This window comes from Inquilinus sp. CA228, from assembly GCF_052078665.1.
Taxonomy (GTDB): domain Bacteria; phylum Pseudomonadota; class Alphaproteobacteria; order DSM-16000; family Inquilinaceae; genus Inquilinus.
Genome location: NZ_JBQJIK010000040.1, coordinates 37,070 through 62,140, shown reverse-complemented (window position 1 = coordinate 62,140; position 25,071 = coordinate 37,070). Strand labels below are relative to the sequence as shown.

Below are 25,071 nucleotides of genomic sequence, written 5' to 3'. Positions count from 1 at the left end.
TTCCACGCTTCTGCTTGTATTTTCCGGAAAACCAGCCTTTTCTTGCGGAGATGAGCGAGATCCCGACGCCGCCCGCCGCCCCGCTGGACATCGACGCCTATCTCGACCGCGGCGCCTTCTATGCCGAGCGGCATGTGCCGGAGCCGATGGGCCAGGCGCATTGGCACGACCATGTCGAGCTGAACCTGCTGCTGGCCGGCGGCATGACCTATCTGTTCAACGGCACCCGGATCTCGATCGGCGAGAACCGGGTGCATCTGTTCTGGGCCGCGGTGCCGCACCAGGTGATCGCGGTCGAGCCCGCGGCGGACCTGATCTGCGTCTACCTGCCCTTCGCCGATTTCCTGGCCCTGCCGGTGGCCGACGCGTTCAAATCCGGCGTCATGGACGGCCGCTTCGCCACCGTGGCGGCGCCGGACCCGATCGACCCGCTGCTGTTCCAGCGCTGGGCCGCGGAATGGCCGGACGGCCCGGAGCTGCGGCAGCAGATCCTGCGCGAGGAGGTCGGGATCAGGGTCAAGCGCTTGTCGCTCGACGCCGTCGCGCCCGATGCCGGCGACACGGGGGCCGGCGAACCGGAGGCCGGCGAGCCGGAGGACGGGCCCCGGCTGCGCAGCGCCGGCCGCCGGGCGATCGCGCGAATCCAGGCCATGACCGACCACATCAACGCGCATTTCGGCGAGGCGGTGACGGTCGAGGCTGTGGCCGCGGCCGGCGGGCTGCACCCGACCAACGCCATGGCGGTGTTCAAGCGGGTGCTGGGCGTGACCATCGCCCAGTATATCCGGCGGCAGCGGCTGAGCCGGGCGATGATGATGCTGGTCGACACCGACCTGTCGATCGCCGAGATCGCCTTCGGCTGCGGCTACGGCTCGCTCAGCCAGTTCTATGTGGAGTTCCAGAAGCACTGCCGCAGCACGCCGCGCCAGTACCGGCTCGAGTTCCGTCGCTAGGGCCGGAGCAGACCTTTGTCAGCCGTTCGATGCAGCGGTGAAAACCGCCAGCTGAGCGTCGAACGCACGCTTGTATGCGGGCCGCGCTTCGGCGCGGGCGACATAGGCAGCGAGGGTCGGATATTCCTGCAATAGGTCCGTTCCGTCCAACCTGCGCAGCACCAGCACCATCAGCAGGTCACCGGCGCTGAACTCGCCGTCGAGCCAGTCGGCATCGCCGAGCCGATTGGAAAGTTGGTCCAGCCGGTCGCGGACGCGATCCTCGAGGATGGGCAGGCGTTCCTCGTACCAGGACTGGCCGCGCTCCAGGTACGGGACCTGTTCGCGCTCGACGATCGGCGGCTCCACCGTATTGAGCGCGGCAAACATCCAGCCGATCGCGCGCGCCCGGGCATCCGCATCGTCCGGCAGCAGGCCCGCATGGTGGTCGGCGATATGGAACACGATCGCCCCCGACTCGAACAGGACGAGATCGCCTTCCTCATAGGTCGGAATCTGCCCGAACGGATGAAGCGCGAGATGCGCGGGCTGCTTCATCGCCTTGAACGAAAGAAGACGAACCTCGTAGGGCTGGCCCACCTCTTCGAGCGCCCAGCGAACGCGCATGTCACGCGCCAGACCCTTGCCGCCATCGGGCGACTGTTCAAAGGCGGTGATCGTAATGGTCATCGCTGTTCTCCATAGCCTGCCTGTCTTGAAGACGATCGGCTAAACGAGAGTCCGACACCCATGCCCGAGATAATCTGACCTTAGCACCGTCGCTGTCCTAGACTGGTTGCCGTCTGGAACCCAGGCGCACCGGCAGCCATTGCTTTGTCGACGCAATGGCCGCCGAGGAGGCGGAGATGGTTTCGGACCAAGAGGTGCCCGGCCGCCGCACGCCGGATTCCCCCAGACAGCCGCCCGGCGAGGAACCCGAGGGTCAGCGGGTGATCGAGCGGGCGCAGGACATCAGCCTGGCGCGCGGGCCGGAGCAGGAGGGCGGCTCGCGCTGGACGCTGCCGATCCTGGTCGGCCTGCTCGCAATCGTCGTGATCCTGCTGATCCTGGCCCTGACCTAGGCCGTCAGGCGCTGCGCCGCCGCCGGCGCAGCGCCCGGCGGACATCGCGCTGCGACCTGAGGCGCGGATTGGTCAGCTCGTCGATCGCGTAGTTCAGGAGCGAGAAGGCGAAGGCGACGATGGCGATGCAGGCGCCGGAGGGCACGAAGGTCCACCACGCCCCGGTCAGCAGGCTGGAGTTGTTGGCGGCCCAGTAGAGGTTGGTGCCCCAGCTGACCGCGCTGGTATCGCCGAGGCCGATGAATTCGAGCCCCGCCTGGGCCCCGATGCCGTAGACCACCGAGCCGACGAAGCTGGCGGCGACGATCGACAGCATGTTCGGCAGGATCTCGACGAAGACGATGCGCAGGCGGCTTTCGCCCAGCATCTCCGCCGCGATGACGAAATCCTTCTCGCGCAGCGCCAGGGTCTGGGCCCGCAGCACCCGGGCCGGCCAGGCCCAGCCAGTGACGGTCAGCACCAGCACGATGGTGGCGTGACCCGGCGGCAGGAAGGCGGCCAGCACGATCAGCAGCGGCAGGCTGGGCATGATCAGGAAGACGTTGACCACCAGCGACAGCACATCGTCGGTCCGGCCGCGGACATAGCCGGCAGTCATGCCGACCAGGGTGCCCAGCGCCGTGGTCAGGATGCCGACCAGCGCGCCGGCGCTGAGCGAGATGCGCGAGCCCCACACCGTCTGCGCCAGCACGTCCTGGCCGGAGCTGGTGGTGCCGAACCAGAATGCGGCCGAGGGCGGCTGGTTCGGCCGGCCGACGAAATCGTTCGGGTCGCCCGGCGCGATCGCCGGCGCCAGCAGCGCGATCGCGGCCGCGAGCAGCAGGATGATGCCTCCCGCCAGCGCCTTGCGGTCGGAGAACAGGGCCAGCGGGCGGCGGGCGGAGCGCGGCGGGGCCGGCGCGGTCAGCATCGCGGGATCCTGCGCCGTCATTGCAGCCGCACCCGCGGATCGAGCCGGATGTAGAGCAGGTCGACCACCAGGTTGGCGGTCAGCACCGCCGCGGTGATCAGCAGGAACAGCCCCTGGATCAGCGGATAGTCGCTGCTGCGCACCGCGGTCAGCAGCAGGAAGCCCATGCCGGGATAGGAGAACACCACCTCGGTCAGCAGCGAGCCGCTGAGGATGAAGCCGAGCGACATGCCGAAGGCGGTGACGTTGGGCAGCAGCGCGTTGCGGGCGGCGTAGGACAGCATGACCCGGCGCATCGTCAGCCCCTTGGCCTCGGCCATGGTGACGTAGTCCTCGGCCAGCACGCCGATCATCGAGTTGCGCATGCCGAGCAGCCAGCCGCCGATCGACACGGCGACGATGGTCAGGGCCGGCAGCGCCAGGTGGTGGGCGACGCTGAGCAGGAACTCCAGCGTCAGGCCCGGCTGCAGCGTGTTGTCGTAGCCGTGCCGCAGCGGGAACCAGCCGGAGCGGAAGCCGAGCAGGTACAGCGCCAGCGTCGCCAGCCAGAAATAGGGGAAGGAGTGCAGCAGCATGGTCACCGGCGGCAGCACGGCATCGGCCAGCCGGCCGCGATGCCAGGCCGAGAACACGCCGAGCAGGCTGCCGATGACGAAGCTGAGCAGGAGCGCGGTGAGGCCGAGCAGCAGGGTCCAGGACAGGGCCGAGCCGATGACGTCGAGCACCGGCGCCGGGAAGTAGCTGATCGAGGTGCCGAAATCGCCGCGCAGCGCATGCGCCAGATAGGTGACGTACTGGATCGGCAGCGGGTCGTCCGACAGGCCGTAGGCGGTCTTCATCGCCGTCAGCGCGGCCGGGTTCAGCTGGCCGTGGAAGCGGGCGAAGATCGCGATCGACGGGTCGCCGGGCATCAGCCGCGGCAGGACGAAGTTCAGGGTCAGCGACGCCCAGGCCGCCACCAGGTAGAAGCCCAGGCGCCGCGCGATATAGGACATCTCAGGCCGGCGTCAGCGCGGTCAGGACCAGCAGCGATTCCGAGGCAATGCTGGGGCCTAGCAGCGCATAGGGCGCGTCGGCCGACGGGAAGCCCTTGAACTTCGCCGTGCTGCATTCGCCCCATTGCGGGCCGGGATACAGCGGGATCGCCGGCCATTCGTCGAGGAAGGCCTGCTGCATCTCGCGGGCGAGGCCGCGCTGCTGCGCCTCGTCGGCGGTGGCCGCGAACTTTTCCAGCATCCCCTCGATCCTGGCGCTGCCGTAGCGGTGCCAGTTGACCGCCGCGACCTCGCCGACCGGCCGCGTCACCTTGGCCGACATCATCGACTGGAAATGGTCGTAGGGCGTCGGGTTGATGCTGGTGCTGCCGAGCGAGAGCTGGAACGAGCCCTTGTAGGTGGCGTCGTACCAGGCCGTGACCTCGACCCCGCGCAGCTTCACCCGGATTCCGATCTCCTTCAAATTCTGGGCGATGATCTGGCCGGCCTGGACCCAGTCGGACCAGCCCGAGGGCATCACCAGCTCGAACTCCAGCGGGGTGCCGTCCGGCGCCTTGCGGACGTCGCCGTCGCGGGCGTAGCCGGCGGCGTCGAGCATCTCATTCGCCTTGGCCGGATCGTGCGAGACCAGGCCCTTGCCGGCCTCGACCACCGCCGGGTCCTTCCACTGGGCGTAGAGGTCGCTCATGCCCGTCGCATCGGCCGGCCTGGTGTAGTCGTAGACCGCGATGCTGCAGATCTGCTGCCGGTTCACGCCCATGCCGATCGCCTTGCGCAGCACGATGTCGTCGAGCGGCTTGGTCGCGGTGTTGGCGTACAGCATCACCATCTCGCCGATCAGCGGGTACCAGTAGCGGAAATGCTCCGGGTTGCGGGCGACGAAGGTGTTCTCGACGTCCGGGATGAACAGCTGCATCCACTCGAAATCGCCGTTGATCAGCCCGAGCGTGCCGGCGTCGTTCGAGGCGTAGGACGGGAAGGCCAGCCCCTCGATCCCCGGCTTGCCTGGCTGCCAGTAGTTCGGGTTGCGGTGCAGCTCCCAGTATTGCGGCTTGAACACCGTCACCTGGGTGAAGGGGCCGGTGGCGACCGGGGTCTCGTTGGCGAAGGTCACCGGGTCGGCGACGTCCTTCCAGACATGCTCCGGCACGATCGACTGCTGGCCGATGGCATAGAGCGCCGGGGTGAAGGCGCGGCTGAAATCGACGGTGCAGGTGCGATCGTCGGTAGCCGCGGCGCCGGTCATGGTGTCCATCACGCCGCGGATGCCGCCGGAGCCGGACAGGCCAGGAGTCTTCTTCAGCAGGTTCAGCGTGAAGGCGACGTCGCGGGCGGTGAAGGGCTGGCCGTCGGACCATTTCACCCCGTCGCGCAGGGTGAAGCTCAGCCGCTTGCCGTCGTCGCTGAAGCCCCAGCCGGTCGCCAGCCAGGGCGTGGTCTTGCCGGTGGCAGTGCTGAACACCAGCAGCGGCTCATGGATCGCGTACTGGGTCGGGAACAGCGAATCCGGCACCAGCGGGTTGAAGTTGCGCACCCAGGAGGCGGCCTGGCCGGCGCCGATCCGCAGCAGCGGCGCGCCGGAGCCGTCCTGCGCCCGGACGAAGCGGGCGGTGCCGGCCATGGCGCCGGCGATCCCGGTGGCGGTCGCCGCCTGCAGCAGGCCGCGCCGGGTCAGTCCCTGTTTGTGATGGCGAGAGATCGTCTTCATCGCGGTCCCTTTCGCTCGTGTTGAAACGTGGGGTCAGATCGCCTCCAGCAGCTCCCGCACATAGCGGATGGCGCCGCGGGCGCTGTCGGCTTCGTCGGCGCCGATGCCGGCCTCGATGCACAGCGGGCCGCGATAGTCGGCGGCCTTCAGCGTGCGCAGGATCTCCTTCAGGTCGGCGCTGCGGTCGCGGCCGTCATGGCCGGTGCGCGGCTGCTGGCCGGCGCCGTCATAGGCGGTGACCTTGACGTGGCAGGTGAAGGCGGCGGGCGCCATCACCCGGATGCCGTCGCGCCAGGTGCCGCCGACGAAATTGCCGGTGTCCGGGCAGGTGCGGAACCAGGACGACCCGATCTTGTCCAGCAGCCCCTGGACATGGCCGGGGTCGAAGGAGGCGCCGCCATGGTTCTCGATCAGCAGATGCACGCCGGTGTGCTCGGCCTCGGCCGCCAGCTCCTGGTAGCTCTCGACGATGCGGCCCAGCTCCTCCGCCGTGGTCGGCTCGCTGCCGCCGCTGTTGACGCGGATCGCCTCCGACCCCACCGCCCGGGCGACGTGGAACCACTGCTTCAGCGCCTCCAGGTCGGTGCGCCGGCGGTCCGGGTCGGCCGCGGAGATGTCGCCCATGTCGACGGCGATGTTGCGGACGCTGACGCCGGCCGCCTTGATCGCCTGCCGCAGCTCGTTGAGATAGGCGGCGCTTTGGCTCGGGAAGAAGGCGGAGCAGAGCTCGATCACCCCGACGCCCAACGCCTTGCCGGCGGCCGGCAGCTCGAGCTGGGTCATCGTCTTCTGGTGCAGGATCGGCTGGTGGTAGAGCCAGCCGGCGATGCCGAAGGTGTCCATCGGTGTCCTCTTCCTCAGAAGGTCGTGCGCAGTTCCACCGCCGCGCCGGTGCGGGCGGAGTCGATGCAGCGGACCATGATTTCCAGGGCGTGACGGGCGTGCTCGGCGCTGAGCACCGGCTGCGTACCGTCGCGCACGCATTCGGCCAGGTGCTTGACCAGGATGGCGCGCTTCAGCCGCTGCCACTGGTCGTCCAGGTCGCCCGCCACCGGGTCGGGCCGGGGCATGGCCCAGCCGTCCTCCGCCGGGGTGGCGCCGAGCCGGTACAGCTCCAGCGGCGGCAGCGCCGGGTTGGTGTGATAGTTGTAGAGGTTCAGCGTCCCGGCCCGGCCGAAGATCTCGACCTGCGGGCTGCGGGCGGCGTTGACGTTGTAGCTGCCGTCGACCACGGCGAAGGTCGATCCGCCGAAATCGAGCATCATCAGCGTGTTGTCGTCGGCCGTGACCTCGATCTCCAGCCCGGCGAAGGGGCCGGCGCGGACCTTGCGCACCGGTTCGGTGATGCCGGAGAAGGCGACGACGCGCTTGGCCGGCCCAAGCAGGCCGGTGATGTCGTGGATGCCGTAGACGCCCATGTCGAGCAGCGGGCCGGAGCCCTGCTGGTAGAACCAGGTCGGGTCCAGCGGCCAGGCCCCGACCGCCGGCCCGCCATGCGAGCCGCGGACCCGGGCGAAGCAGGGCTTGCCGATCGCGCCCTCGGCGATCAGGCGCCTGGCCTCGACCCGGTTCTGGTACAGCAGGTTGGGCGGGGCGACGACGCATTTCAGGTTTTTCGCGGCCGCGATCTCGACCAGCTCGTCCGCCTCCTCCAGCGTGCTCGCCAGCGGCTTCTCCAGCACCAGGTGCTTGCCGGCCTCGAGGATCCGCTTGGACGTCGCGTAGTGCAGCGGGATCGGCGTCAGGTTGACCACCAGGTCGAGATCCGTCCGCTCCAGCATCTCGTCCAGCGATGTGAAGGCGTGCGGGATGGCGTGGTCGCGCGCCACCTGGGCCGCCCGGTCGGCCACCGGGTCGGCGATCGCGACCGTGGCGACCAGCTCGGGGATCAAGGTCATCCCGGGCAGGAAGCCGCCCGACGCGGTGGCGATGGTCCCCGCCCCCAGAATCCCGGCACGCAGTACGCGATCGGTCACTTCACCCCTCCGTTCGACAGCACAGGATCAGGCGGCGGCGCGCTCGGCCTGGCGCAGCAGCTCGCCGAAATATTCCAGGAACAGGGCGGCCTGGGAGTCGACGAAGTCGCGGCCCTGGATCTCGTTCCGCTCGTTCAGCGCCAGGTGGCAGTATTCGAAGCAGACATAGCCGTCATAGCCGATCTCTTTCATCGCCCGGACGAAGGCCGGATAGTTCGGCACGTCCTCGCCGAAGCGGTACGGGACCTGCACCACCCGGCCCTTGGCGTCGCGCTTGAACTCGCCCGAGGCGTGCGAATGCACCTGCAGGCCGCGGCCGGCCAGGCAGGCCTGGCGCATGTAGTCGTCGTCCTGCCGGGTCATCAGCGGCGCGTCGAGGCAGGCGCGGAAGGCCGGCGAGCCGACCTCGCGCACCATGTCGATCACGTCCTGGTGGTGGCGGATCACCGGCCCGTGATTCTGCAGCGCCAGCACCACGCCCTCGGTCTCGGCGAAGCGGGCGAGTTCGCGGAAGGCGGCACGGGCGCTTTCCCAGATCTCCAGCCGCGTGGTGTCGCGCCAGATCTCCTCCCAGCGCCGCCGCGCCACGTCGTAATGGGCCAGCCCGTCGGCGCGATAGGTGACGCCGGGCCAGGCCAGGAACACGCGCAGCAGCTTCGAGCCGAGATCGGCGGTCAGGCGGATCTGCTCGCGCACCATCAGGATCTGCGGCTCGAGATGGTCCGGCACCGGGGTGGTGAAGTCGTTGTTGGACGCGACGGCGGCGATCTCGATCCCCTCGCCCGCCGCGACCCGCCGGATCTCCTGCCGCGCCGCGGCGTCGAGGTCCATCGGGTTGCCGTGCGGCCGCTTGCCGTCGAGCTCGATGCCGGCGAAGCCGAGCTGCCGTGCCTTGCGGATCAGATCGGGCAGCGACAGCGCCTCGCCGCGGTACCAGATGCCGGCATAGGACACGCTGTACAGGCCGAGCTTCATCATGCCCTCCCCTTCCGACGCCCGCTGTGGCCGGCGCTGCAATTTCATGAAACGAACTGCAAGATTTTCACAACGCTGCCGCGACTCCGACCGGCCGTCAACCGGATTCTCGTGTGGCTGCGGCTTTCTGTGAAACGTGACGCTGCAATCGTTGCAGAGATCTTGCAGGAACAGGGGCTTCCGTGATCTGGTGCGGCAGGCTCCCGCCCGAGCCGGGGATCAGGAATGACCGACCGCGTCACGCTTTTCGACATCGCCCAGGCCGCCGGCGTCTCCACCGCGACCGTGTCGCGGGTGATCACCGGCCGCGGCCCGGTGAGCGAGGAGATGCGCCGGCGGGTCGAGGCGGCGGCCGAGGCGCTGCAGGTCAATGTCGCCGATCGCGGCCGCGCGGGGGGGCGCCAGACCGGCACCATCGCGCTGGTGCTGAACCATCTCGACTGGCCGATCATCCCGGAATGGCTGTCGGCGGCGCATCGCGCCCTGGCCGGCTTCGGCTACAACGCCATCGTCACCGCCTCGGAGGGCGGATCGGCGGTGCGGCAGCACTGCACCCGGCTGATCGTCGAGGGCCAGGTCGACGGCGTGATCTTCTACAGCCCGCATGGCGAGACCTACACCGCGATCCTGGAGCAGCTGGGCATCCCCGACCCTCAGCATCACGGCCGCGGGTCGTTCTGCATCGACCTGCGGCGCCGGCGCGGCTTCTACGTGCTGGTCGACGAGGGCCAGGTCGGCCGGCTGGCCGCGACCCACCTGGTCAGCGCCGGCGCCCGCAGCATCGCCATGATCGCCGGGCCCCAGGACGCCACCGTCAGCACCGCGCGGCAGAAGGCGTTCCTGGATGCCATCGCCGCACTGGGCCCGCCGCGTGACGGCATCCTGACCGAGGCGGCGAACAGCTGGACCTTCGACGGCGGCTACGCCGCGATGGGCGCCGTGCTGGCCCGCAACGACGGCATCGACGGCCTGTTCGTGGCCAGCGACAACGCCGCCATCGGGGCGCTGCGCCTGCTGCACGAACGCGGCGTGAAGGTGCCGGGCGACATGATCCTGGTCAGCGTCGACAACATGCTGGACGGCGCCTACAGCATCCCGTCGCTGACCACGATCGACATCCGCGTGCGCGACCGCGCCGAGATCGCGGTGTCCGAGCTGGTCCACCTGATGGAGGAGGACCGGGCCGAGCCGAAGGACGTCGCCGTCCCGGTCAACATCGTGGTCCGGGAATCCTCGCGCTTCCTGACCCGGCGCTCCTGATTCAGGCCACCCCCTGCTCCTCGTGCATGTCGGCCCGCCGGTCGCCGGAGGAGAAGGCGATGATCGCCTGCAGCGGCTCGTCGCCGACACAGCGCGCCCAGTGCGGCACGCCGCGTGGGATGCGGATGGCGGAGCCGGGCTCCAGCGCCAGGATCTCGTCGCCCAGCCGGTGCTCGCAGCGGCCGGAGACTACGTACAGCACCTCCTCGCAATTCGGGTGCGAGTGCAGCGGGTTGCGCTCGCCCGGCTTGATCGTCACCAGGCCGAAGGTCAGCTCGGCGCCGGGCATGGCGGCTCCGGTCACCAGCCAGTCGAGCCGGCCCCAGTCGAGGATCGCGGTCTCACGGCGGGCGGCGTCGGCCACGCAGGGATGGGTGGTCATGGGGTCGTACTCCGGGATCGGGATCAGAGGCTGACGGTCACGCCCGCCGGCGTGCGCTGGAAGGCCTCGAACAGGGCCATGATCTGGGCGGCGTCCTGCAGCGTGCCCTTGGTGGGCGGCGTGCCGGCCAGGGCGCTGTCGCAGAAATGCAGGATCTCGGGCACATAGCCGAGATAGAACAGGTTGTTGTTGTAGAGCTGGCCCAGCGAGCATTCCGGCTCCCACAGGATCGGGGCCTCGTGGTCGCCTTGGATGAAGGAGGCGGCGCGGCCGTAGGCGGGCAGCGCCGCCCGCCGGTAGTAGGTCAGCCGGACGCCGTTCTCGACCACGGCATTGGCGCGGTTGCCGATGACTTCGACCCGCTCCAGCGGGCTGGTGCCGGACTGGCCGGCGGCGAAATGCAGGCTGCCGATGGCGCCGCTCTTGAACCGCAGCGACACCACGGCGGCACCGTTCGCCGGCTCCCACTCATAGCTCATCCGGTCGACCGGCCCCATCAGGTGCAGCAGGATCGCGGCCGGGTGGTAGATGTGGTCGAGGAAGCTCTGCATCGCCACCAGGTCGCCCCGGCGCTCCGGCGGCGGCAGCGCCTGCGGGTAGCGGACGGCTATCGAGGAGACGCGGCCGAACTCCGGGCTGTCGATGATCGATTTCAGCTTCTCGATGGTCGGGAAGAAGATTTTCTTCAGCCCGGTCATGACGAAGCGGCCGTGCTGGCGGCTGGCCGCCTCCAGGTCGCGCACCTCGGCCAGGCTGGCCGCCGTCGGCTTCTCCATCCAGACATGGGCGCCGGCGGCCAGCACGTCCTGGGCCAGATCGGTCGCCTGGACCCGCCCGTCCGGGTGGTAGCCGGTGACGATGAACACCACCTCCGGCGTCTCGGCCGCCAGCATCTCGCGGTGGTCGGTGTAGCTGCGGCCGGCCCCGAACAGCTGGGCGTAATCGGCCGCTCGGCCGCCATCGACGTCGCAGACCGCCGCCAGCTCGACCGGGGCGTAGCGCAGCGATGGGTAGATGTTGCGGTAGGAATGGCCGCCGGCGCCGATGAAGCAGGCCTTGAGGCGCCGCTCATACTCGAAGTTGTAGGTGATGCTGGTCATGCGGTCATCCCTTGAGGGCACCCTGGGTCAGGCCTTCGGTGAAGCGGCGCTGGGTGGCGATGTAGAGGAGCACGATCGGCAGGAAGGAGATCACCGTGCCGGCGAAGACCAGGCGGTGATCGGTCGAATAGGTCCCGGCGAAGCGCACCAGGCCGAGCGGCAGGGTCTGCACCTCGGGCGAGATCAGCACCACCAGCGGCAGGAAGAAGTCGTTCCAGGTGCCCAGGGCGCTGATCACCACCAGGGCCAGCACCGCGGGGGCCGAGATCGGCAGGAAGATCCGCAGCAGGATGCGGCCGTGGCCGCAGCCGTCGACCCGTGCCGCCTCCAGGAGCTCATGCGGCACGTTGCGGAAGAAGTTGCGCATCAGGAAGACGCCGAAGGGGATGCCGTTGCCGACCTGGGCCAGGGTGATGCCGGTCAGGCTGTCGAGCAGCCCGAGGCCGGAGAGCAGCTGGTACAACGGGATGACGATCGCCTGGATCGGCACGGTCAGGCCGAGGATCAGCAGATAGAACAGCGCCTCGCTGCCGCGGAAGCGCATCTTGGCGAAGGCGTAGCCGGCCGGGGCGCAGACCAGGATCATCAGCACCACCACCGCCGCGACATTGGCCAGGCTGTTCAGGATCAGCTCGCCGAACGACCCGATCTGCCAGGCGTCGACATAGTTGACCCACATCAGCCGGTCCGGCGCGGCGAAGGGATCGGCGGTGGCGATCTCGGCCTCGGTCTTCAGGCTGGAGGCGAGCAGCCACAGGAACGGCCCCAGCAGGAAGGCGAGCGGCGGCAGCAGGCCGAGCGCCCGCCAGCGGTCGGAGCGGCGGCGCGCGCTCATCGCACCCGCTCCCGCCAGCGGTTGAAGCCGACGGTGATGGCGATCGCCATCAGGCTGAGCACGACGCAGAGCGCCGCGGCACGGCCGTGGTCCTGCAGCTGGAAGGCCAGCTTGTAGATGTAGGTGGTCAGGAGCTCGCTGCGGTAGAACGGCCCGCCCTGCGTCATCACCCAGATCGTGGCGAAGCCCTTCAGCCCGTTGATCAGGGCCAGCGAGGCGACGAAGGTCATGACCTCGCGCAGCCCCGGGATGGTGACGTGGCGCAGCTTCTGGAAGGCGGTGGCGCCGTCGACCTCCGCCGCGTCGTACAGGGTGCGGTCGATGCCCTGCAGCCCGGCGATGAACAGCAGCATGTACAGGCCGAAACCCTGCCAGCTGCTGGCGATGTTGATCGAGAACAGCACCAGGAACGGCTCCGACAGCCAGCCCCGGGCCAGGCTGTCGAGGCCGAGGGTGTAGAAGGCACCGTTGATCAGCCCGAAATAGGGGTCGTAGATCTTGCTCCAGATCACGCCGACCACCGCCAGCGACACCACATGCGGCAGGAAGAAGGCGCAGCGGTAGAAGATCCGCCCGACCCTGAGCCCAGAGATCGCGAGCGCCAGGGCGAAGCCGAGCCCGCCGGCGAAGACCAGGTGCAGCAGCAGCCAGACCACGGTCTGGCGCAGCGCCTGCCAGAAGATCGGGTCGCCGGCCAGCCGGGCGTAGTTCTGCAGGCCTCCGCCCGCCGCCGCGCCGGCGCCGGTGTCGGACGCGGTGACGCTGAGGCGCAGCGTCTCCGCGATCGGCAGCAGGGTGAACAGGGCGTAGAGGCCGACCGCCGGCAGCAGGAATGGGATGGCGGCCCGCAGCCCCTCCCCGCCCGGCCGGGCGGTCTTGGTCAGAAACCGCCGCCCGCCCCGCACCCGCCGCGCCGCGCTGTCCGGCAGCACCGTCACTTCGCCGCCTGCTGCATCTGGCCGTCGATCTGCGCCATGCCCGCCTCGGCCCCGATCTGGCCGCCGATCAGGCCCTGGATGACCTGCATGTAGGCCTCGAGCACGTTGCCGGGCATGTAGACGCTGGGGTTGTAGCCGACGCCCTTGTCTGCCGCGGCGAAGACGCTGGCCAGCACCGGCTGGGTCGGCGTCAGTCCGGCCAGGGCCCGCGGATAGACCATCCAGCTGCTGGCATGCGAGGCCCGCCGGGTCATCACCGCATCCGACAGGATGTAGTCGAGCCATTTCAGGGCGAGGTCGGGGTGGCGCGAGGTCTTCGGCAGCATCCAGCTCCAGCCCACGCCGCCGGTGGCGAGGGATTCGCCGGCGAGGTCGGACGGCATCGTCGCATAGCCGGCATTGGCCATGTCGAAGCCGGCCTTGCGGGCGTTGTTGGTGAACCAGGGCCCGGCCACCATCATCGCCGCGCGCTTGGTGAACCAGAGCCGGGCGGCGGCGTCGAGGTCGAGCCCGACCATCTGCGGCTGGACATAGTCGGCGGCGACCAGGTCGACCAGGCGCTGCGCGCCCTTGACCATGGCCGGGTCGGTCCAGGGCCGCTTGCCCGCCAGCACCTCGCCGACGACCTGCCGCCCGGCCGTCACCTGCAACAGGTTGCCGAACAGATGGCCGCCATTGGCGTTGTTGCGCGGGCCGACGGTCAGCGGCTGGATGCCGGCTTTCTTGATCTCTCCGAGCAGGGCCAGGAAGCCCTCGTAGCTGTCCGGTATGGTCCAGCCATGCTCGGCGAACATGTCCTTGTGGTAGAACACGCCGATGACGTCGAGCCCGTCCGGGATCTCGTAGATCTCGCCGCCGAACTGCCCCTTCAGCGTGTCGTACAGCCAGGGATACAGCTGCGCCTTCCAGCCGCGCTCGTCGTAGTAGCGGGTCAGCGGCACCACCAGCCCGGCCTTGGCGACGATGCCGACCCGGCCGACGCCGGAATTGGTCAGCACCAGGTCGGGCCCGGCATCGGACTGGATCGCCGCCTGCACGGCGCCGTTCGAGATGGTGCCGGTCGGCACCATGAACTCCACCGTCACGCCGGGATTGGCCTTCTCGAAATCGGCCTTCAAGCCGTTCCAGAGATCGCCGATCAGCGGGTCGGTGATCTGCTCCGGCCCCCAGATCTTGAGGACCTCCGCCTTGGCCGGCGCGAGGCCGGCGGCGATGGCGGTGGCGGCGACAGCCAGCCACAGGCCGAGACGTCTCAGCATTCCCAGATCCTCCCTTGTTGATCGGGCCTGGCCTCTTGGCGGGCCGGCCCGGTGATCAGCCGGCTTCGGCCATCAGCTGCGCCATCACCGACTGGCGGACATCGGCGATGTGCTCGGCCATCAGCCGGGCGGCGAGGCCGGCATCGCGCTGGCGGAAGGCGCCGAGGATGCGGTCGCGCTCGTCCGCCGCGCGCTCGGCGAAGTCCCGGCTGCGATTGGCGATCACCCGGCACATCTGGATCTGCAGCGCCAGGCGCGACAGGGTGTCGACCAAAGCGTGGTTGTCCGACAGCTCGGCGATGAACTCGTGGAAGCGCCGGTCCTCGGCGGCATAGGCGGCCATGTCGTCCGACCGCAGCGCCTGGACGGCGCGGTCGAGCATCGAGGACAGCCGGTCGATGTCGCCGTCCGAGGCGCGCTCGACCGCCCGCCGGGCGGCCATCGCCTCCAGCGTCTCGCGCAGATCGTACAGGTCCTCGACATCCTTGCGCGACAGCTGGCGCACGAAGAAGCCGCGATAGGGGCGGATCTCGATCAGCCCTTCCCGCTCCAGCGTGCCGATCGCCTCGCGGAACGGGGTGCGGCTGGTCGACAAGCGTTCGACCAGCTTCTTCTCGTCGATCGCGGCCCCGGCCGGCAGCTCGCCGCTGACGATCATGCGGACCAACTCGTGGCGGATCCGCTCGCGGAGGGTGAGGTGTTTTTCAGCGCTCATGGAGGCAACCCTATCCGGCTTGTGAATAATACACAATATGCAATATGCTTTTTGACGAAGCCGGTAGACGACCGGGATGACGGGGAGGCAAGACATGGCGGTGCTGGTGATCGGGACCTGCGACACGAAGGCGGCGGAGCTGGCCTATGCCCGCGACTGCATCCGGGCCGCCGGCGTGGCGGCGCAGCTGGTCGATGTCGGCACCCGCGGCGGCGGGGATGAGGCCGACGTGCCGGCGGCCGAGGTCGCCGGCCATCATCCGGACGGCGCCGCCGCGGTGCTGGGCGCCACCGACCGCGGCGTGGCGGTGACGGCGATGGCGGCCGCGCTGACGCGCTACCTGGCGACGCGGAACGACATCGACGCTGTGCTGGGCCTGGGCGGCACCGGCAACACCGCGCTGGTCACGGCGGCTTTGCGCGCCTTGCCGGTCGGGCTGCCGAAGCTGATGGTGTCGACCGTCGCCTCGGGCAATGTCGCGCCCTATGTCGGGGCGACGGACATCACCATGATGCATTCGGTGGTCGACATCGCCGGGCTGAACGCCATCAGCCGGCGGGTGATCGCCAACGCCGCCCATGCGGTGGCCGGCATGGCGACATGGCGGGAAGCGTCCGGCGCGGGCGACCGGCCGGCGATCGGCATGACCATGTTCGGCGTGACCACGCCCTGCGTGACCGAGATCCGGCGCCTGCTGGAGCAGGACCATGACTGCCTGGTGTTCCACGCCACCGGCACCGGCGGCCAGTCGATGGAGAAGCTGGCGGAGGGCGGCTTCCTGCGCGGCGTGATCGACGCCACCACCACCGAGGTCGCCGATTTCCTGGTCGGCGGCGTCTTCGCCTGCAGCGAGGACCGCTTCGGCGCGATCGCCCGCACCGGCCTGCCCTATGTCGGGTCGACCGGCGCCGCCGACATGGTGAATTTCGGCGCGATGGAGACGGTGCCGGAAAAATTCCGCGGCCGGCGCCTGCATGTCCACAACGCCCAGGTGACGCTGATGCGGACGACGGTTGAGGAGAATGCCGCGATCGGCGCCTGGATCGCCGCGCGGCTCAACCTCTGCCCCGGGCCGGTGCGGTTCCTGCTGCCGCTCGGCGGCGTCTCGGCCATCGACGCGCCCGGCCAGCCGTTCCATGATCCCGCCGCGGACGAGGCCCTGTTCCAGGCGCTGCGCCGCGACCTGCGGCAGACCGCCGACCGGCAGCTGATCGAGCTGCCGCTGCACATCAACGACCCGGACTTCGCCGCCGCTTTGGTGCGCGAGTTCCGGGCGATCGTCACCCCGTGATCCGAAGGACCGATAGGATGACCCGTTTCGCCCGCGCCGACCTCCTGGCCAAGTTCCGCGGCATGGTCGAGCGCCGCGAGCCGATCGTCGGCGGCGGCGCCGGCACCGGCCTCTCGGCCAAATGCGAGGAGGCCGGCGGCATCGACCTGATCGTGATCTACAACTCCGGCCGCTACCGCATGGCCGGCCGCGGCTCTCTCGCCGGCCTGCTGGCCTACGGCAACGCCAACGAGATCGTGGTCGAGATGGCGCGCGAGGTGCTGCCGATGGTGAAGAACACGCCGGTGCTGGCCGGGGTCAACGGCACCGATCCCTTCATGCTGACCGACCACTTCCTGGCCGAGCTCAAGGCCATGGGCTTCGCCGGGGTGCAGAACTTCCCGACCGTCGGGCTGATCGACGGCACCTTCCGCCAGAACCTGGAGGAGACCGGGATGGGCTATGGCCTCGAGGTCGACATGATCGCCCGTGCCCATGCCCTGGACCTGCTGACCACGCCCTATGTGTTCTCAGCGCAGGAGGCGGTGGCGATGGCGGAAGCCGGCGCCGACATCATCGTGCCGCATATGGGCCTGACCACCGGCGGCGCGATCGGCGCCGAGACGGCCAAGACCCTCGACGACTGTGTCGCCCTGGTCGACGACTGGGCCGCGGCTGCACTGGCGGTGCGGCCGGACCTCATCGTGCTGTGCCATGGCGGGCCGATCGCGATGCCGGAGGACGCGGCTTACGTCCTGCAGCGCTGCCGCCACTGCCACGGCTTCTACGGCGCCAGCTCGATGGAACGCCTGCCGACCGAACAGGCCCTCACCGCCCAGACCCGCGCCTTCAAGCGGGTCTCGTTCTGACAGGGAGGAGCTGGAGCGGGATCGCTTCAGGTCGAATCACGCCAGTGCACTCTGGCTGAAGAACGACAGGATGCGGAACGTCCTCGCGTTGCCTCTCCCGCAAGCGGGATCTTTTCAGAACACCACCGTTTGGGCCGGCCTATCCCTTCTATCCTCCCCCTCCCCTTGCGGGAGGGGGTCAGGGGGAGGGGTTTGGCGCAGCCAGAGCCGGTGATGAGTGGCTGCAGCCCTCGACTGCGGGACCAAGACTCGCCATAAGCGCGCGGACGCGCGCAGCCCCCTCCCCCTACCCCCTCCCGCAAGGGGAGGGGGAGGATAAAAACCCATGCCGGAAGGGCTGATGCCATTCTGAAAAGGTCTCGCAAGCGGGGGGGGGCAGCGCCAAGTGCGCTTCCTCCAGCGTGATCCGGCCCAAATTCGTCGGGCTCTACTACACCTCGCTGACGCGCCGGGTGACAGTGAAGCGCCGGTCGAGATCGGGGCTGAGCTCGAGGCCCAGCCCCGGCCCCGGCGGCACGGTGATCATGCCGTTTGTCACCTCCGGCACCGCGGTGACCAGGTCGCGGTACCAGGTGCGATAGAAGGCCCGGACGCTTTCCTGCACCAGCGCGTTGGTCGCGTTCAGCGACAGATGCGTCGAGGCCGCCAGCACCACCGGCCCGGTGCAGTCATGCGGCGCCACGGGCAGGCGCCAAGCCTCGGCCATGGCGGCGATCTTCCGGGCTTCGGAGAGGCCGCCGCACCAGGACAGGTCGAGCATCACGATGCCGGCCGCGTCGGTCTGCAGCAGGTCACGGAAGCGCCAGCGCGTGGCCAGCGTCTCCGAGGCGCAGACCGGCGCGATCGACGCCTCGCTGTAGCGCTTGAGGTCGGCCAGCGAGTCCATCCGGATCGGGTCTTCGTGCCAGAAGGTGCCGTAGGGCGCGAGCGCGCGGGCGATCTGCATCGCCGGCAGCAGCTGCCACATCGAGTGGAACTCGACCATGATGTCGATCTTGTCGCCGACCCGCCTGCGGATCTTCTCGAAGGGCTGCAGCGCGGCCTTCAGGTCCTCGGCGCTGATGTACTGGCCGCCGGTCTTCTCCGCCGCCATGTCGAAGGGCCAGATCTTCATCGCCGTGATGCCCTCGCCGAGCAGATCCTCGGCGAGGTCGTCGGCGCGGGTCAGGAAGGCGTCGAGATCGGCGTAGCGGGTGGGGTCCTTGTCCAGCCCGTAATTGGCGACGGTCTGGCCGCCCTCCTTCATGTAGGCGGTGCCGGCGCAGGTGTTGTAGGTCCGGATCTCGTTACGCGTGAACCCGCCGAGCAGCTGGGCGATCGGCTGGCCGGTGGCCTTGCCGAACAGGTCCCACAGGGCGATGTCGACGGCCGAGTTGCCGCGCATCTCGACGCCGGTCGAGGCGAAGCCGACATAGGGGATCAGCGCCTGCGAGATCCGGTCGATCGCCAGCGCGTCCCGGCCGAGCAGCAGCGGCGCCGCGGTCTCGTGCAGATAGGCCTCGACCGCGGCCGCGCCGAAGAAGGTCTCCCCCAGCCCGACCAGCCCGTCATCGCCATGGACTTGGACCCAGCAGAGTTGGGGGTGCTGCTTGACCCGGATGGTCTCGATCCTGCTGATCTTCATGGCCCTCGGCCCCGCCTCGTTGATGCCGCTCGCGAGCAGCACTTTGACGGTGTTGTCGGCGGACCGCAATTCGTCGGCATGGGACGCGATCTCGCCCGCGGCGGGCGTGCCGAAGGCCAGGAACCCGCCGTCTCTCTAGAGTGCGGCGGGCGCCAGGAGATCGTCGATCCTGATCGGGAAGCGGCGGACCCGCACCCCGGTCGCGTGCCAGACCGCGTTCGCCACCGCGCCGGCGGTTCCGGTGATGCCGATCTCCCCGACCCCCTTGATGCCGAGGGCGTTCACATGGGGGTCGTGCTCGTCGATCAGCAGCGCGTCGACCGACGGCACGTCGGCATTCACCGGAACATGGTACTCGGCAAGGTCGGCGTTCAGGATCCGGCCGGAGCGCCGGTCCATGACCGCATGCTCGTGCAGCGTGAAGGACGCGCCCCAGATCATGCCGCCATAGTACTGGCTGCGCACCAGCCGCGGGTTGATCACCCGACCCGCCGCGAACGCCCCCACCAGGCGGGTGACGCGGATCTGGCCGAGATCGGGATCGACCTTGACCTCGGCGAAGACCGCTCCGTGCGCATGCATGGCATAGGTCGATTGCGCCGCCGGGTCCGCGGCGCTGCGGCCGCGGCCCTCCATCTCCGCCAGGCCGGCGCGGGCGAGGATGTCGGCATAGCTCTCGCTCCGGCTCTCGTCGTCGCGACGGATCAGGCGGCCGCCCCGCGCCAGCACCCCGGCATTCCCCGCCCCGAACAGCGGCGAGCGCTCATCGCCCGTCGCCAGGTCGGCGAGCCTGGCGATGACGTCGGCGCCGGCGCAGTGGATCGCCATCCCCGCCGTGGCGGTGTGCGCCGAGCCGCCGGCGATTCCCGCATCGGGGAGATCGGATGTGCCGGCCTTGAACTCCAACTGCTCGATATCGAGCCCCAGGCCGTCGGCTGCGATCTGGGCGAAGGCGGTCCAGGCGCCCTGCCCCATGTCCTGGGCGCCGGTCTCCATCACGCCGGTCCCGTCGCGGCGCAGGACCGCCCGGGCCTCGGCCTGGAACATCAGCGCCGGGAACGTCGCGGTGCCCATGCCCCAGCCGACCAGGAAGCCCGCCTCGTCCCGCATCTGCCGCGGCGCGAGCGGACGCCCCGACCAGCCGAAGCGCCCCGCGCCCTCGGCGTAGCACTCACGCAAGGCCTTGGAGGAGAACGGCTTGCCGGAGATCGGCTCGACCTCGGCATAGTTCTTCAGCCGGAACGCCAGCGGGTCGAGCCCGCAGGCCCAGGCCGCCTCGTCGATCGCGCTCTCCAGCGCGATCGAGCCGGTGGCTTCGCCTGGCGCCCGCATGAACAGGGGCGTGCCGGTGTCGACCCGGACCGCCTCGTGCGAGGTGGCGATGGCGGGGCTCGCATACAGCGTGTGCGAGGCGTCGGCGGCCGGCTCGAAGAAATCGTCGAAGGTGCTCGATGTCGTCTTCGCATGGTGGGCGAGCGCCGTCATCCGGCCCTCGCTGTCGAGGCCGATCCGGAGTGTCTGGCGGGTGGGCGCGCGATGGCCGACCGGCCCGTACATCTGCTCGCGACGGAGCACCAGCTTGACCGGCCGGCCGACCAGCCGGGCTGCCAGGATGCCGAGCACCTGCGGTCCGGAGACCAGGCCCTTGGAGCCGAAACCGCCGCCGAGGAAGGGGCTGCGGATATGGATCTTCTCGGGCGCGATCCCGAACAGCCCCGCGATCCGCCCCTGCGCCATGGCCAGGGCCTGACTCGGCGTGTCGATCGACAGCGCATCGCCATCCCAGGCGGCGACGATGGCATGGGGCTCCATCGCGTTGTGGTACTGGCTGGGGGTTTCGTAGGTCGCCTCGACGCGGCTCGCCGATGTCGCGAGGGCGGCCTCGACGTCGCCCCGCTGCAACCGAGCCGGGTTGCCGACGCCGACGGCGGGCGGCATGAAGCTCTCGCCGGCGTCGAGCCCCACCCGAGCGGGCAGAGTTTCGTATTGCGGCGACAACAGCGCCGCTCCTTCCGTCGCCGCCTCCAGCGTCTCGGCGATCACCACCGCAATTGGCTGGTTCGCATAGCGCACCAGGTCGTTCTGCAGGACATCGAGCCGGAACATGAACGGGTTCGACTTCTCGTCCGGATCCGTCGCCAGCGGCGGCCGGTTGGCCGGGGTCATGACCTCGACCACGCCCGGATGGCCCTTGGCAGCCTCGATGTCGAGGAAGGTCACGCGGCCGCGCGCGATGCTGCTGACCGCCAGGACCGCATGCAGCATCCCGGCGGGATGGTTGTCGGCCGCATAGCGCGCTGCCCCGGTCACCTTCAGGACGCCGTCGCGGCGCGTCAGCGGCTGACCGATGCTGGAGCCGTGACGGGCATGGGCGGGCGCGTTTGCGAGGCTGATCTCACGCGTCATGGAACGCTCCGGAAGCGGATGAGAACGGGGACGCCGGCAGGGCGGCGACGCGCTCGGGCGTGCCGGCCGCGGCGAGCGTCAGGGCACGGACAAGAACCCTGCGCGCCAGCTCGATCTTGTAGGCGTTGTCGCCGGAGGGCCGCGCGTCGGCGAGCGCCGCCTCCGCCGCCCGGCGGAAGGCGGCCTCGCTCGGGCTGGCACCGGCCAGGACAGCCTCCGCCGGGCGCGCGCGCCACGGCTTGGCCGCGACCCCGCCGAGCGCGAGCCGCGCTTCCCGGATCGCACCGTCCTCGACCCGGAGCGCCGCGGCGGCCGAGACCACCGCGAAGGCATAGGAGGTGCGTTCGCGGACCTTGAGATAGCGGGCATGGGCGGAGAATGCGGCGGCCGTGGCCGGCAGACGCAGGGCGACGATCAGATCGCCCGGATCGAGCGCGCTTTCGCGCTCGGGCGTCGCGCCCGGCAGGCGGTGCAGATCCTCGACGGCCAGCACGCGCCGGCCAGCCTTGCCCTCGACCTCCACCACGGCGTCGAGCGCGACCAGCGGCACGCAGAAATCCGACGGGTGGGTGGCGATGCAGGACTCGCTCCAGCCCAGCACCGCATGCAGCCGGTTCTCGCCGTCGCGGGCGTCGCAGCCCGTGCCGGGCGCGCGCCTGTTGCAGGCGCTGGCGGCGTCGTAGAAATAGCCGCATCGCGTCCGCTGCAGCAGGTTGCCGCCGACCGTCGCGGCGTTGCGGAGCTGCGCCGAGGCGCCCGACAGCAGCGCCTCCGCCACCGCCGGATAGGCCCGGGCGAAATCCGGGTCATGAGCGAGATCGGCATTGCGGACCAGCGCGCCGATGCGGAGGCCGCCATCGGGCAGGGCTTCGACGGTGTCGAGCCCCGGCAGGCGCGTGATGTCGACGAGACGGTCCGGGCGCGCGATGCCGCCCTTCATCAGGTCGAGCAGGTTCGTGCCGGCCGCGAGATAGGCGGAGCCCGGCTCGGCCGCCGCCGCGACGGCATCGGGGATGGTGGCGGGCCTGATATAGTCGAAGGTCTTCATGCGGCATCCCTCCGATCGGCCCCGGCCAGCTTTCTCTGTGCCTCCAGCACCGCCTCCGTGATCCCGGCATAGGCCGCGCACCGGCAGAGATTGCCGCTCATGCCTTCGCGGATGCGCTCCGGATCGTCTCCGGCCTGGCCTTCCCCGATCAGGCCGATGGCGCTCATGATCTGCCCCGGCGTGCAGAACCCGCACTGGAAGCCGTCATGGGCGATGAAGGCGGCCTGGACCGGATGGAGGTCGCCGCCATGGCCGACGCCCTCGATGGTGAGGACATCGGCGCCGTCATGGCTCACGGCGAGTGCCAGGCAGGAATTGATCCGGCGGCCGTCGACGAGGACCGTGCAGGCGCCACATTGACCGCGGTCGCAGCCCTTCTTGCTGCCGGTCAAGTGCAGCCGTTCACGCAGCAGGTCGAGAAGCGTGACCCGCGGATCGTCCAAGTCGATGTCGTGCCGCACACCGTTCACGGTGAGGCTGATCGAGAAACTCATGCAGGACTCCGATCGGTGATATCGTCGAAGGCATGGCAGCCGCACAAGCGGTGCGGCGGGGCCGGACGGCCAGATATGAGTGGTATGAGGCGTTGCAGGCGCCCGGTTTGATCGGCGGGCGTATTGGGCGATGTGCCTGTTGAAGATACTATACGGAGGCAGCCTCCGTTTTTCAAGCAGGATGGCTAGACACACGAGGGATATGGGACGGAGCTCCACGAAGACCACCCGGAGGCCACGCGCCGATGCCGTCCGCAACCGCGAGCGCCTGCTAGAGGCGGCGAAGGCCGTGTTCAGCGCCGGCGGGCCGGACGCCAGCCTCGAGGCCGTGGCGAGACGGGCCGAGGTCGGCATCGGCACGCTGTACCGGCACTTCCCGACCCGGGAAGCCTTGTTCGAGGCCGTCTACCGGCGCGAGGTCGACCAGCTCGGCGAGTTGGCGGAGCAGCTGATGGGCGAGGCCGAGCCCGTCGACGCCTTGCGTCGCTGGCTCGAATCCAACGTCGAGCTGGTTGCCACGAAGAAGGGCATGCTGGCGGCGCTGGCGCTCGCCGCTCATGGCCCGTCGGACCTCTATGCCTACACCTTCGACCGCCTGACCAAGGCAGTCGGCACTCTGCTGGACCGCGCTGTCGCCGCCGGCGAGATTCGGCCCGACATCGGTGCCGAGGACCTTCTGCGTGCGCTCGTGGGCATGTGCTACATGCACGATCAGCCCGGCTGGCAGAAGACCGTGCTGCGGCTGGTGAACGTCTTCGTCGACGGTCTCCGCGTGCAAACCAAGGTGCAGCGAAAAATACCTACCGGCTGATATCGATCGTCACCGTCTTCAGGTCCGACATCTCCAGCAGCGTGTGGCGGCCGCCGGTGCGGCCGATGCCGCTGGCGGTCCCGGCGGCGCCGCCGGCCGGGATGTGCATCTCCCAATACGGGCTCATCTCGTTGACGTTGACGATGCCGACCTTCAGCGCCTCGGCCCAGCGGAAGGCGTGGCGGATGGTCTGGGTGAACACCGCGGCGGACAGGCCGAGCCGGCTCTTGGCGACGATGCCATGCGCCTCCTCCTCGTCGCGGAAGCGCAGCACCGGCACCACCGGGCCGAAGGTCTCGTCGACATTCAGCAGGCTGTCGGGCGACAGGTCGGCGATCACCGTCGGCTGGTAGTGCAGCCGGGTCGCCAGCCCCTCGGCGCGGCCGCCGCCGAACAGGATCGAGGCGCCGCGCTGCCGGGCGTCGGCCAGATGGGCGTCGACCTTCTGCGCGTTCGGCTCGTTGTTCAGCGGCCCCATGGTGGTGGCGGGATCGAACGGGTCGCCCATCCGCACCGCCCGCGCCGCCGCGACCAGCTTCTCGACGAAGGCATCATGCGCCGCGTCGGCCACCAGGATGCGCTCGGTCGAGGTGCAGATCTGGCCGGCATTGGCGAAGCAGCCCGCCGCCACCCGCGCCGCGGCGGTGTCGAGATCGGCGTCGGCCAGCACCACGCTCGGGCCGTTGCCGCCCAGCTCCATCATCAGCGGCTTGCCGGCGCCGCGGGCCGCGATGATCCGCCCGGTCTCCGAGCTGCCGGTGAAGGCGACGGCATCGGTGCCGGGGTTGGACACGACCTCGTCGCCGACCTCCGGCCCGTCGCCGATCACGAGGTTGACCACGCCGTCCGGCACGCCGGCCTCGATCAGGCACTCCATCAGCTTTTCGGCGATGATCGAGGTGGTCGGCGCCGGCACCCAGACCATGGCGTTGCCGGTGGCGAGGCCGGGGGCGAGGTAGTAGATCGACGGCAGCGCCAGCGGGAAGTTCCACGGCGTGACGATGCCGAACACGCCCTTGGGCTGCAGGAAGCTGAAGGCGCGCTTGTTGCGGTCCTCGACCGGGAAGCACGCCGTCTCCAGCCATTTGATCTGCTCGCCGGCGTTGCGGAAGGCGGCGACCGCGGCGCCGACCTCGCCCAGCGCCTCTGCGTGGTAGGGCTTGCCCTGCTCCAGGCTCAGGGTGCGGGCCAGGGCTTCCTTGCGGCCCTCGATCGCGTCGGCGACGGCGAAGCACAGCTTCGCCCGCTCCCACACCGACAAGCCGGCGATCTTCGGCTTCGCTGCTTGGGCCGCGGCGATCGCTCGCTGCGCGTCGGCGCGGGTGCCGAGCGGCACGAAGCCCACCACCGCCCCGGTGGCCGGGCTGGTGATCTCGAGGAATTCGCCGGAACCCTCCTCCCAGCGCCCGCCGATGCGCATGCGGCTGACCGGGGCGCCGGACGGCGCGGTGGTGACCTTCAGGCCCTTGATCGTCTTCATCG

Annotated in this window: 24 protein-coding genes; 6 read left to right on the top strand and 18 right to left on the bottom strand. The window is 69.7% G+C overall.

Annotated elements, in window-relative coordinates; translation table 11 throughout:
• Nucleotides 1–50 precede the first annotated feature (50 nt).
• Complete coding sequence (locus ACTOWL_RS20450; RefSeq protein ID WP_441323119.1) at nucleotides 51–953, top strand: helix-turn-helix domain-containing protein; 903 nt, start codon at nucleotides 51–53, stop codon at nucleotides 951–953.
• Between the two features lie 18 nt (nucleotides 954–971).
• Here the strand turns inward: ACTOWL_RS20450 and ACTOWL_RS20445 are convergent, their stop codons facing one another.
• Nucleotides 972–1,622, bottom strand: a complete 651-nt coding sequence (locus tag ACTOWL_RS20445) for a glutathione S-transferase family protein (RefSeq protein ID WP_441323118.1) — start codon at nucleotides 1,620–1,622, stop codon at nucleotides 972–974.
• Between the two features lie 176 nt (nucleotides 1,623–1,798).
• Here ACTOWL_RS20445 and ACTOWL_RS20440 point away from each other — a divergent pair, with 176 nt between their 5' ends.
• Entirely contained in the window at nucleotides 1,799–2,014 is a 216-nt protein-coding gene (locus ACTOWL_RS20440; protein WP_441323117.1) for a hypothetical protein, read from the top strand.
• Nucleotides 2,015–2,018: 4 nt separating this feature from the next.
• Here ACTOWL_RS20440 and ACTOWL_RS20435 read toward each other — a convergent pair whose 3' ends face one another.
• The 6 genes from ACTOWL_RS20435 to ACTOWL_RS20410 are packed head-to-tail and all read right to left on the bottom strand — an operon-like array spanning nucleotide 2,019 to nucleotide 8,578.
• Nucleotides 2,019–2,924: an ABC transporter permease gene (locus tag ACTOWL_RS20435; protein WP_441323116.1), complete on the bottom strand. Its 906-nt coding sequence runs from the start codon at nucleotides 2,922–2,924 to the stop codon at nucleotides 2,019–2,021.
• 17 nt (nucleotides 2,925–2,941) lie between these two features.
• A complete protein-coding gene (locus ACTOWL_RS20430) occupies nucleotides 2,942–3,919 on the bottom strand; it encodes an ABC transporter permease (RefSeq protein ID WP_441323115.1) in 978 nt (325 codons plus the stop codon).
• 1 nt (nucleotide 3,920) lies between these two features.
• Nucleotides 3,921–5,627, bottom strand: coding sequence for an ABC transporter substrate-binding protein (locus ACTOWL_RS20425; RefSeq protein ID WP_441323114.1), 1,707 nt, complete (start codon nucleotides 5,625–5,627; stop codon nucleotides 3,921–3,923).
• 33 nt (nucleotides 5,628–5,660) lie between these two features.
• Entirely contained in the window at nucleotides 5,661–6,470 is an 810-nt protein-coding gene (locus ACTOWL_RS20420) for a sugar phosphate isomerase/epimerase family protein (protein ID WP_441323113.1), read from the bottom strand.
• 14 nt (nucleotides 6,471–6,484) lie between these two features.
• Nucleotides 6,485–7,603 (bottom strand): Gfo/Idh/MocA family protein, encoded by a 1,119-nt coding sequence (locus tag ACTOWL_RS20415; RefSeq protein ID WP_441323112.1) that lies wholly within the window; start codon nucleotides 7,601–7,603, stop codon nucleotides 6,485–6,487.
• 27 nt (nucleotides 7,604–7,630) lie between these two features.
• On the bottom strand, nucleotides 7,631–8,578 hold the full coding sequence (locus tag ACTOWL_RS20410; RefSeq protein WP_441323111.1) for a sugar phosphate isomerase/epimerase family protein: 948 nt from the start codon (nucleotides 8,576–8,578) through the stop codon (nucleotides 7,631–7,633).
• 225 nt (nucleotides 8,579–8,803) lie between these two features.
• On the opposite strand from ACTOWL_RS20410, the gene ACTOWL_RS20405 reads away from it, so the two are divergent.
• Nucleotides 8,804–9,838 (top strand): LacI family DNA-binding transcriptional regulator, encoded by a 1,035-nt coding sequence (locus ACTOWL_RS20405; protein WP_441323110.1) that lies wholly within the window; start codon nucleotides 8,804–8,806, stop codon nucleotides 9,836–9,838.
• A gap of 1 nt (nucleotide 9,839) precedes the next feature.
• Here the strand turns inward: ACTOWL_RS20405 and ACTOWL_RS20400 are convergent, their stop codons facing one another.
• The 6 genes from ACTOWL_RS20400 to ACTOWL_RS20375 are packed head-to-tail and all read right to left on the bottom strand — an operon-like array spanning nucleotide 9,840 to nucleotide 15,067.
• Nucleotides 9,840–10,220 carry a cupin domain-containing protein gene (locus ACTOWL_RS20400; protein ID WP_441323109.1) on the bottom strand — a complete coding sequence of 127 codons (381 nt, stop codon included), beginning with the start codon at nucleotides 10,218–10,220 and terminating at the stop codon, nucleotides 9,840–9,842.
• 23 nt (nucleotides 10,221–10,243) lie between these two features.
• Nucleotides 10,244–11,320 (bottom strand): Gfo/Idh/MocA family protein, encoded by a 1,077-nt coding sequence (locus tag ACTOWL_RS20395; RefSeq protein ID WP_441323108.1) that lies wholly within the window; start codon nucleotides 11,318–11,320, stop codon nucleotides 10,244–10,246.
• Nucleotides 11,321–11,324: 4 nt separating this feature from the next.
• Nucleotides 11,325–12,155 (bottom strand): carbohydrate ABC transporter permease, encoded by an 831-nt coding sequence (locus tag ACTOWL_RS20390; protein WP_441323107.1) that lies wholly within the window; start codon nucleotides 12,153–12,155, stop codon nucleotides 11,325–11,327.
• Nucleotides 12,152–13,093 carry a carbohydrate ABC transporter permease gene (locus tag ACTOWL_RS20385; protein ID WP_441323106.1) on the bottom strand — a complete coding sequence of 314 codons (942 nt, stop codon included), beginning with the start codon at nucleotides 13,091–13,093 and terminating at the stop codon, nucleotides 12,152–12,154. The genes ACTOWL_RS20390 and ACTOWL_RS20385 overlap by 4 nt, the downstream gene beginning before the upstream one ends.
• Nucleotides 13,090–14,352 carry an ABC transporter substrate-binding protein gene (locus ACTOWL_RS20380; protein ID WP_441323105.1) on the bottom strand — a complete coding sequence of 421 codons (1,263 nt, stop codon included), beginning with the start codon at nucleotides 14,350–14,352 and terminating at the stop codon, nucleotides 13,090–13,092. The genes ACTOWL_RS20385 and ACTOWL_RS20380 overlap by 4 nt, the downstream gene beginning before the upstream one ends.
• Before the next feature lie 55 nt (nucleotides 14,353–14,407).
• Nucleotides 14,408–15,067: a GntR family transcriptional regulator gene (locus ACTOWL_RS20375; RefSeq protein WP_441323104.1), complete on the bottom strand. Its 660-nt coding sequence runs from the start codon at nucleotides 15,065–15,067 to the stop codon at nucleotides 14,408–14,410.
• A gap of 94 nt (nucleotides 15,068–15,161) precedes the next feature.
• Here ACTOWL_RS20375 and ACTOWL_RS20370 point away from each other — a divergent pair, with 94 nt between their 5' ends.
• Entirely contained in the window at nucleotides 15,162–16,358 is a 1,197-nt protein-coding gene (locus ACTOWL_RS20370; RefSeq protein ID WP_441323103.1) for a Tm-1-like ATP-binding domain-containing protein, read from the top strand.
• 17 nt (nucleotides 16,359–16,375) lie between these two features.
• The gene (locus ACTOWL_RS20365) at nucleotides 16,376–17,206 is read left to right on the top strand and encodes a phosphoenolpyruvate hydrolase family protein (RefSeq protein WP_441323102.1); all 831 of its coding nucleotides are present in this window, start codon (nucleotides 16,376–16,378) and stop codon (nucleotides 17,204–17,206) included.
• Between the two features lie 430 nt (nucleotides 17,207–17,636).
• On the opposite strand, the gene ACTOWL_RS20360 is transcribed toward ACTOWL_RS20365, so the two are convergent.
• The 4 genes from ACTOWL_RS20360 to ACTOWL_RS20345 all read right to left on the bottom strand — a co-directional run bounded on the left by ACTOWL_RS20360 (nucleotide 17,637) and on the right by ACTOWL_RS20345 (nucleotide 22,778).
• Nucleotides 17,637–18,830, bottom strand: a complete 1,194-nt coding sequence (locus ACTOWL_RS20360) for a mandelate racemase/muconate lactonizing enzyme family protein (RefSeq protein WP_441323101.1) — start codon at nucleotides 18,828–18,830, stop codon at nucleotides 17,637–17,639.
• Nucleotides 18,831–18,965: 135 nt separating this feature from the next.
• Nucleotides 18,966–21,236 carry a xanthine dehydrogenase family protein molybdopterin-binding subunit gene (locus ACTOWL_RS20355; RefSeq protein ID WP_441323100.1) on the bottom strand — a complete coding sequence of 757 codons (2,271 nt, stop codon included), beginning with the start codon at nucleotides 21,234–21,236 and terminating at the stop codon, nucleotides 18,966–18,968.
• On the bottom strand, nucleotides 21,226–22,284 hold the full coding sequence (locus ACTOWL_RS20350) for an FAD binding domain-containing protein (protein ID WP_441323099.1): 1,059 nt from the start codon (nucleotides 22,282–22,284) through the stop codon (nucleotides 21,226–21,228). The genes ACTOWL_RS20355 and ACTOWL_RS20350 overlap by 11 nt, the downstream gene beginning before the upstream one ends.
• Nucleotides 22,281–22,778 carry a (2Fe-2S)-binding protein gene (locus ACTOWL_RS20345; protein WP_441323098.1) on the bottom strand — a complete coding sequence of 166 codons (498 nt, stop codon included), beginning with the start codon at nucleotides 22,776–22,778 and terminating at the stop codon, nucleotides 22,281–22,283. Before ACTOWL_RS20345 ends, ACTOWL_RS20350 begins: the two co-directional genes overlap by 4 nt.
• A 202-nt stretch (nucleotides 22,779–22,980) precedes the next feature.
• Here ACTOWL_RS20345 and ACTOWL_RS20340 point away from each other — a divergent pair, with 202 nt between their 5' ends.
• Complete coding sequence (locus ACTOWL_RS20340; protein WP_441323097.1) at nucleotides 22,981–23,589, top strand: TetR/AcrR family transcriptional regulator; 609 nt, start codon at nucleotides 22,981–22,983, stop codon at nucleotides 23,587–23,589.
• Here ACTOWL_RS20340 and ACTOWL_RS20335 read toward each other — a convergent pair.
• Nucleotides 23,579–25,069, bottom strand: a complete 1,491-nt coding sequence (locus ACTOWL_RS20335; RefSeq protein ID WP_441323096.1) for an aldehyde dehydrogenase family protein — start codon at nucleotides 25,067–25,069, stop codon at nucleotides 23,579–23,581. The genes ACTOWL_RS20340 and ACTOWL_RS20335 overlap by 11 nt on opposite strands.
• Between the last annotated feature and the right edge of the window lie 2 nt (nucleotides 25,070–25,071).

What these genes read in the sequence shown, in the direction of transcription:
- ACTOWL_RS20350 (WP_441323099.1), bottom strand. Translation starts at nt 22,284, where the DNA reads ATGAAGACCTTCGACTATATCAGGCCCGCCACCATCCCCGATGCCGTC.
- ACTOWL_RS20420 (WP_441323113.1), bottom strand. Translation starts at nt 6,470, where the DNA reads ATGGACACCTTCGGCATCGCCGGCTGGCTCTACCACCAGCCGATCCTG.
- ACTOWL_RS20405 (WP_441323110.1), top strand. Translation starts at nt 8,804, where the DNA reads ATGACCGACCGCGTCACGCTTTTCGACATCGCCCAGGCCGCCGGCGTC.
- ACTOWL_RS20360 (WP_441323101.1), bottom strand. Translation starts at nt 18,830, where the DNA reads ATGAAGATCAGCAGGATCGAGACCATCCGGGTCAAGCAGCACCCCCAA.
- ACTOWL_RS20445 (WP_441323118.1), bottom strand. Translation starts at nt 1,622, where the DNA reads ATGACCATTACGATCACCGCCTTTGAACAGTCGCCCGATGGCGGCAAG.
- ACTOWL_RS20345 (WP_441323098.1), bottom strand. Translation starts at nt 22,778, where the DNA reads ATGAGTTTCTCGATCAGCCTCACCGTGAACGGTGTGCGGCACGACATC.
- ACTOWL_RS20355 (WP_441323100.1), bottom strand. Translation starts at nt 21,236, where the DNA reads ATGACGCGTGAGATCAGCCTCGCAAACGCGCCCGCCCATGCCCGTCAC.
- ACTOWL_RS20395 (WP_441323108.1), bottom strand. Translation starts at nt 11,320, where the DNA reads ATGACCAGCATCACCTACAACTTCGAGTATGAGCGGCGCCTCAAGGCC.
- ACTOWL_RS20390 (WP_441323107.1), bottom strand. Translation starts at nt 12,155, where the DNA reads ATGAGCGCGCGCCGCCGCTCCGACCGCTGGCGGGCGCTCGGCCTGCTG.
- ACTOWL_RS20380 (WP_441323105.1), bottom strand. Translation starts at nt 14,352, where the DNA reads ATGCTGAGACGTCTCGGCCTGTGGCTGGCTGTCGCCGCCACCGCCATC.
- ACTOWL_RS20370 (WP_441323103.1), top strand. Translation starts at nt 15,162, where the DNA reads ATGGCGGTGCTGGTGATCGGGACCTGCGACACGAAGGCGGCGGAGCTG.
- ACTOWL_RS20410 (WP_441323111.1), bottom strand. Translation starts at nt 8,578, where the DNA reads ATGAAGCTCGGCCTGTACAGCGTGTCCTATGCCGGCATCTGGTACCGC.
- ACTOWL_RS20435 (WP_441323116.1), bottom strand. Translation starts at nt 2,924, where the DNA reads ATGCTGACCGCGCCGGCCCCGCCGCGCTCCGCCCGCCGCCCGCTGGCC.
- ACTOWL_RS20335 (WP_441323096.1), bottom strand. Translation starts at nt 25,069, where the DNA reads ATGAAGACGATCAAGGGCCTGAAGGTCACCACCGCGCCGTCCGGCGCC.
- ACTOWL_RS20375 (WP_441323104.1), bottom strand. Translation starts at nt 15,067, where the DNA reads ATGAGCGCTGAAAAACACCTCACCCTCCGCGAGCGGATCCGCCACGAG.
- ACTOWL_RS20450 (WP_441323119.1), top strand. Translation starts at nt 51, where the DNA reads ATGAGCGAGATCCCGACGCCGCCCGCCGCCCCGCTGGACATCGACGCC.
- ACTOWL_RS20365 (WP_441323102.1), top strand. Translation starts at nt 16,376, where the DNA reads ATGACCCGTTTCGCCCGCGCCGACCTCCTGGCCAAGTTCCGCGGCATG.
- ACTOWL_RS20400 (WP_441323109.1), bottom strand. Translation starts at nt 10,220, where the DNA reads ATGACCACCCATCCCTGCGTGGCCGACGCCGCCCGCCGTGAGACCGCG.
- ACTOWL_RS20440 (WP_441323117.1), top strand. Translation starts at nt 1,799, where the DNA reads ATGGTTTCGGACCAAGAGGTGCCCGGCCGCCGCACGCCGGATTCCCCC.
- ACTOWL_RS20430 (WP_441323115.1), bottom strand. Translation starts at nt 3,919, where the DNA reads ATGTCCTATATCGCGCGGCGCCTGGGCTTCTACCTGGTGGCGGCCTGG.
- ACTOWL_RS20340 (WP_441323097.1), top strand. Translation starts at nt 22,981, where the DNA reads ATGGGACGGAGCTCCACGAAGACCACCCGGAGGCCACGCGCCGATGCC.
- ACTOWL_RS20425 (WP_441323114.1), bottom strand. Translation starts at nt 5,627, where the DNA reads ATGAAGACGATCTCTCGCCATCACAAACAGGGACTGACCCGGCGCGGC.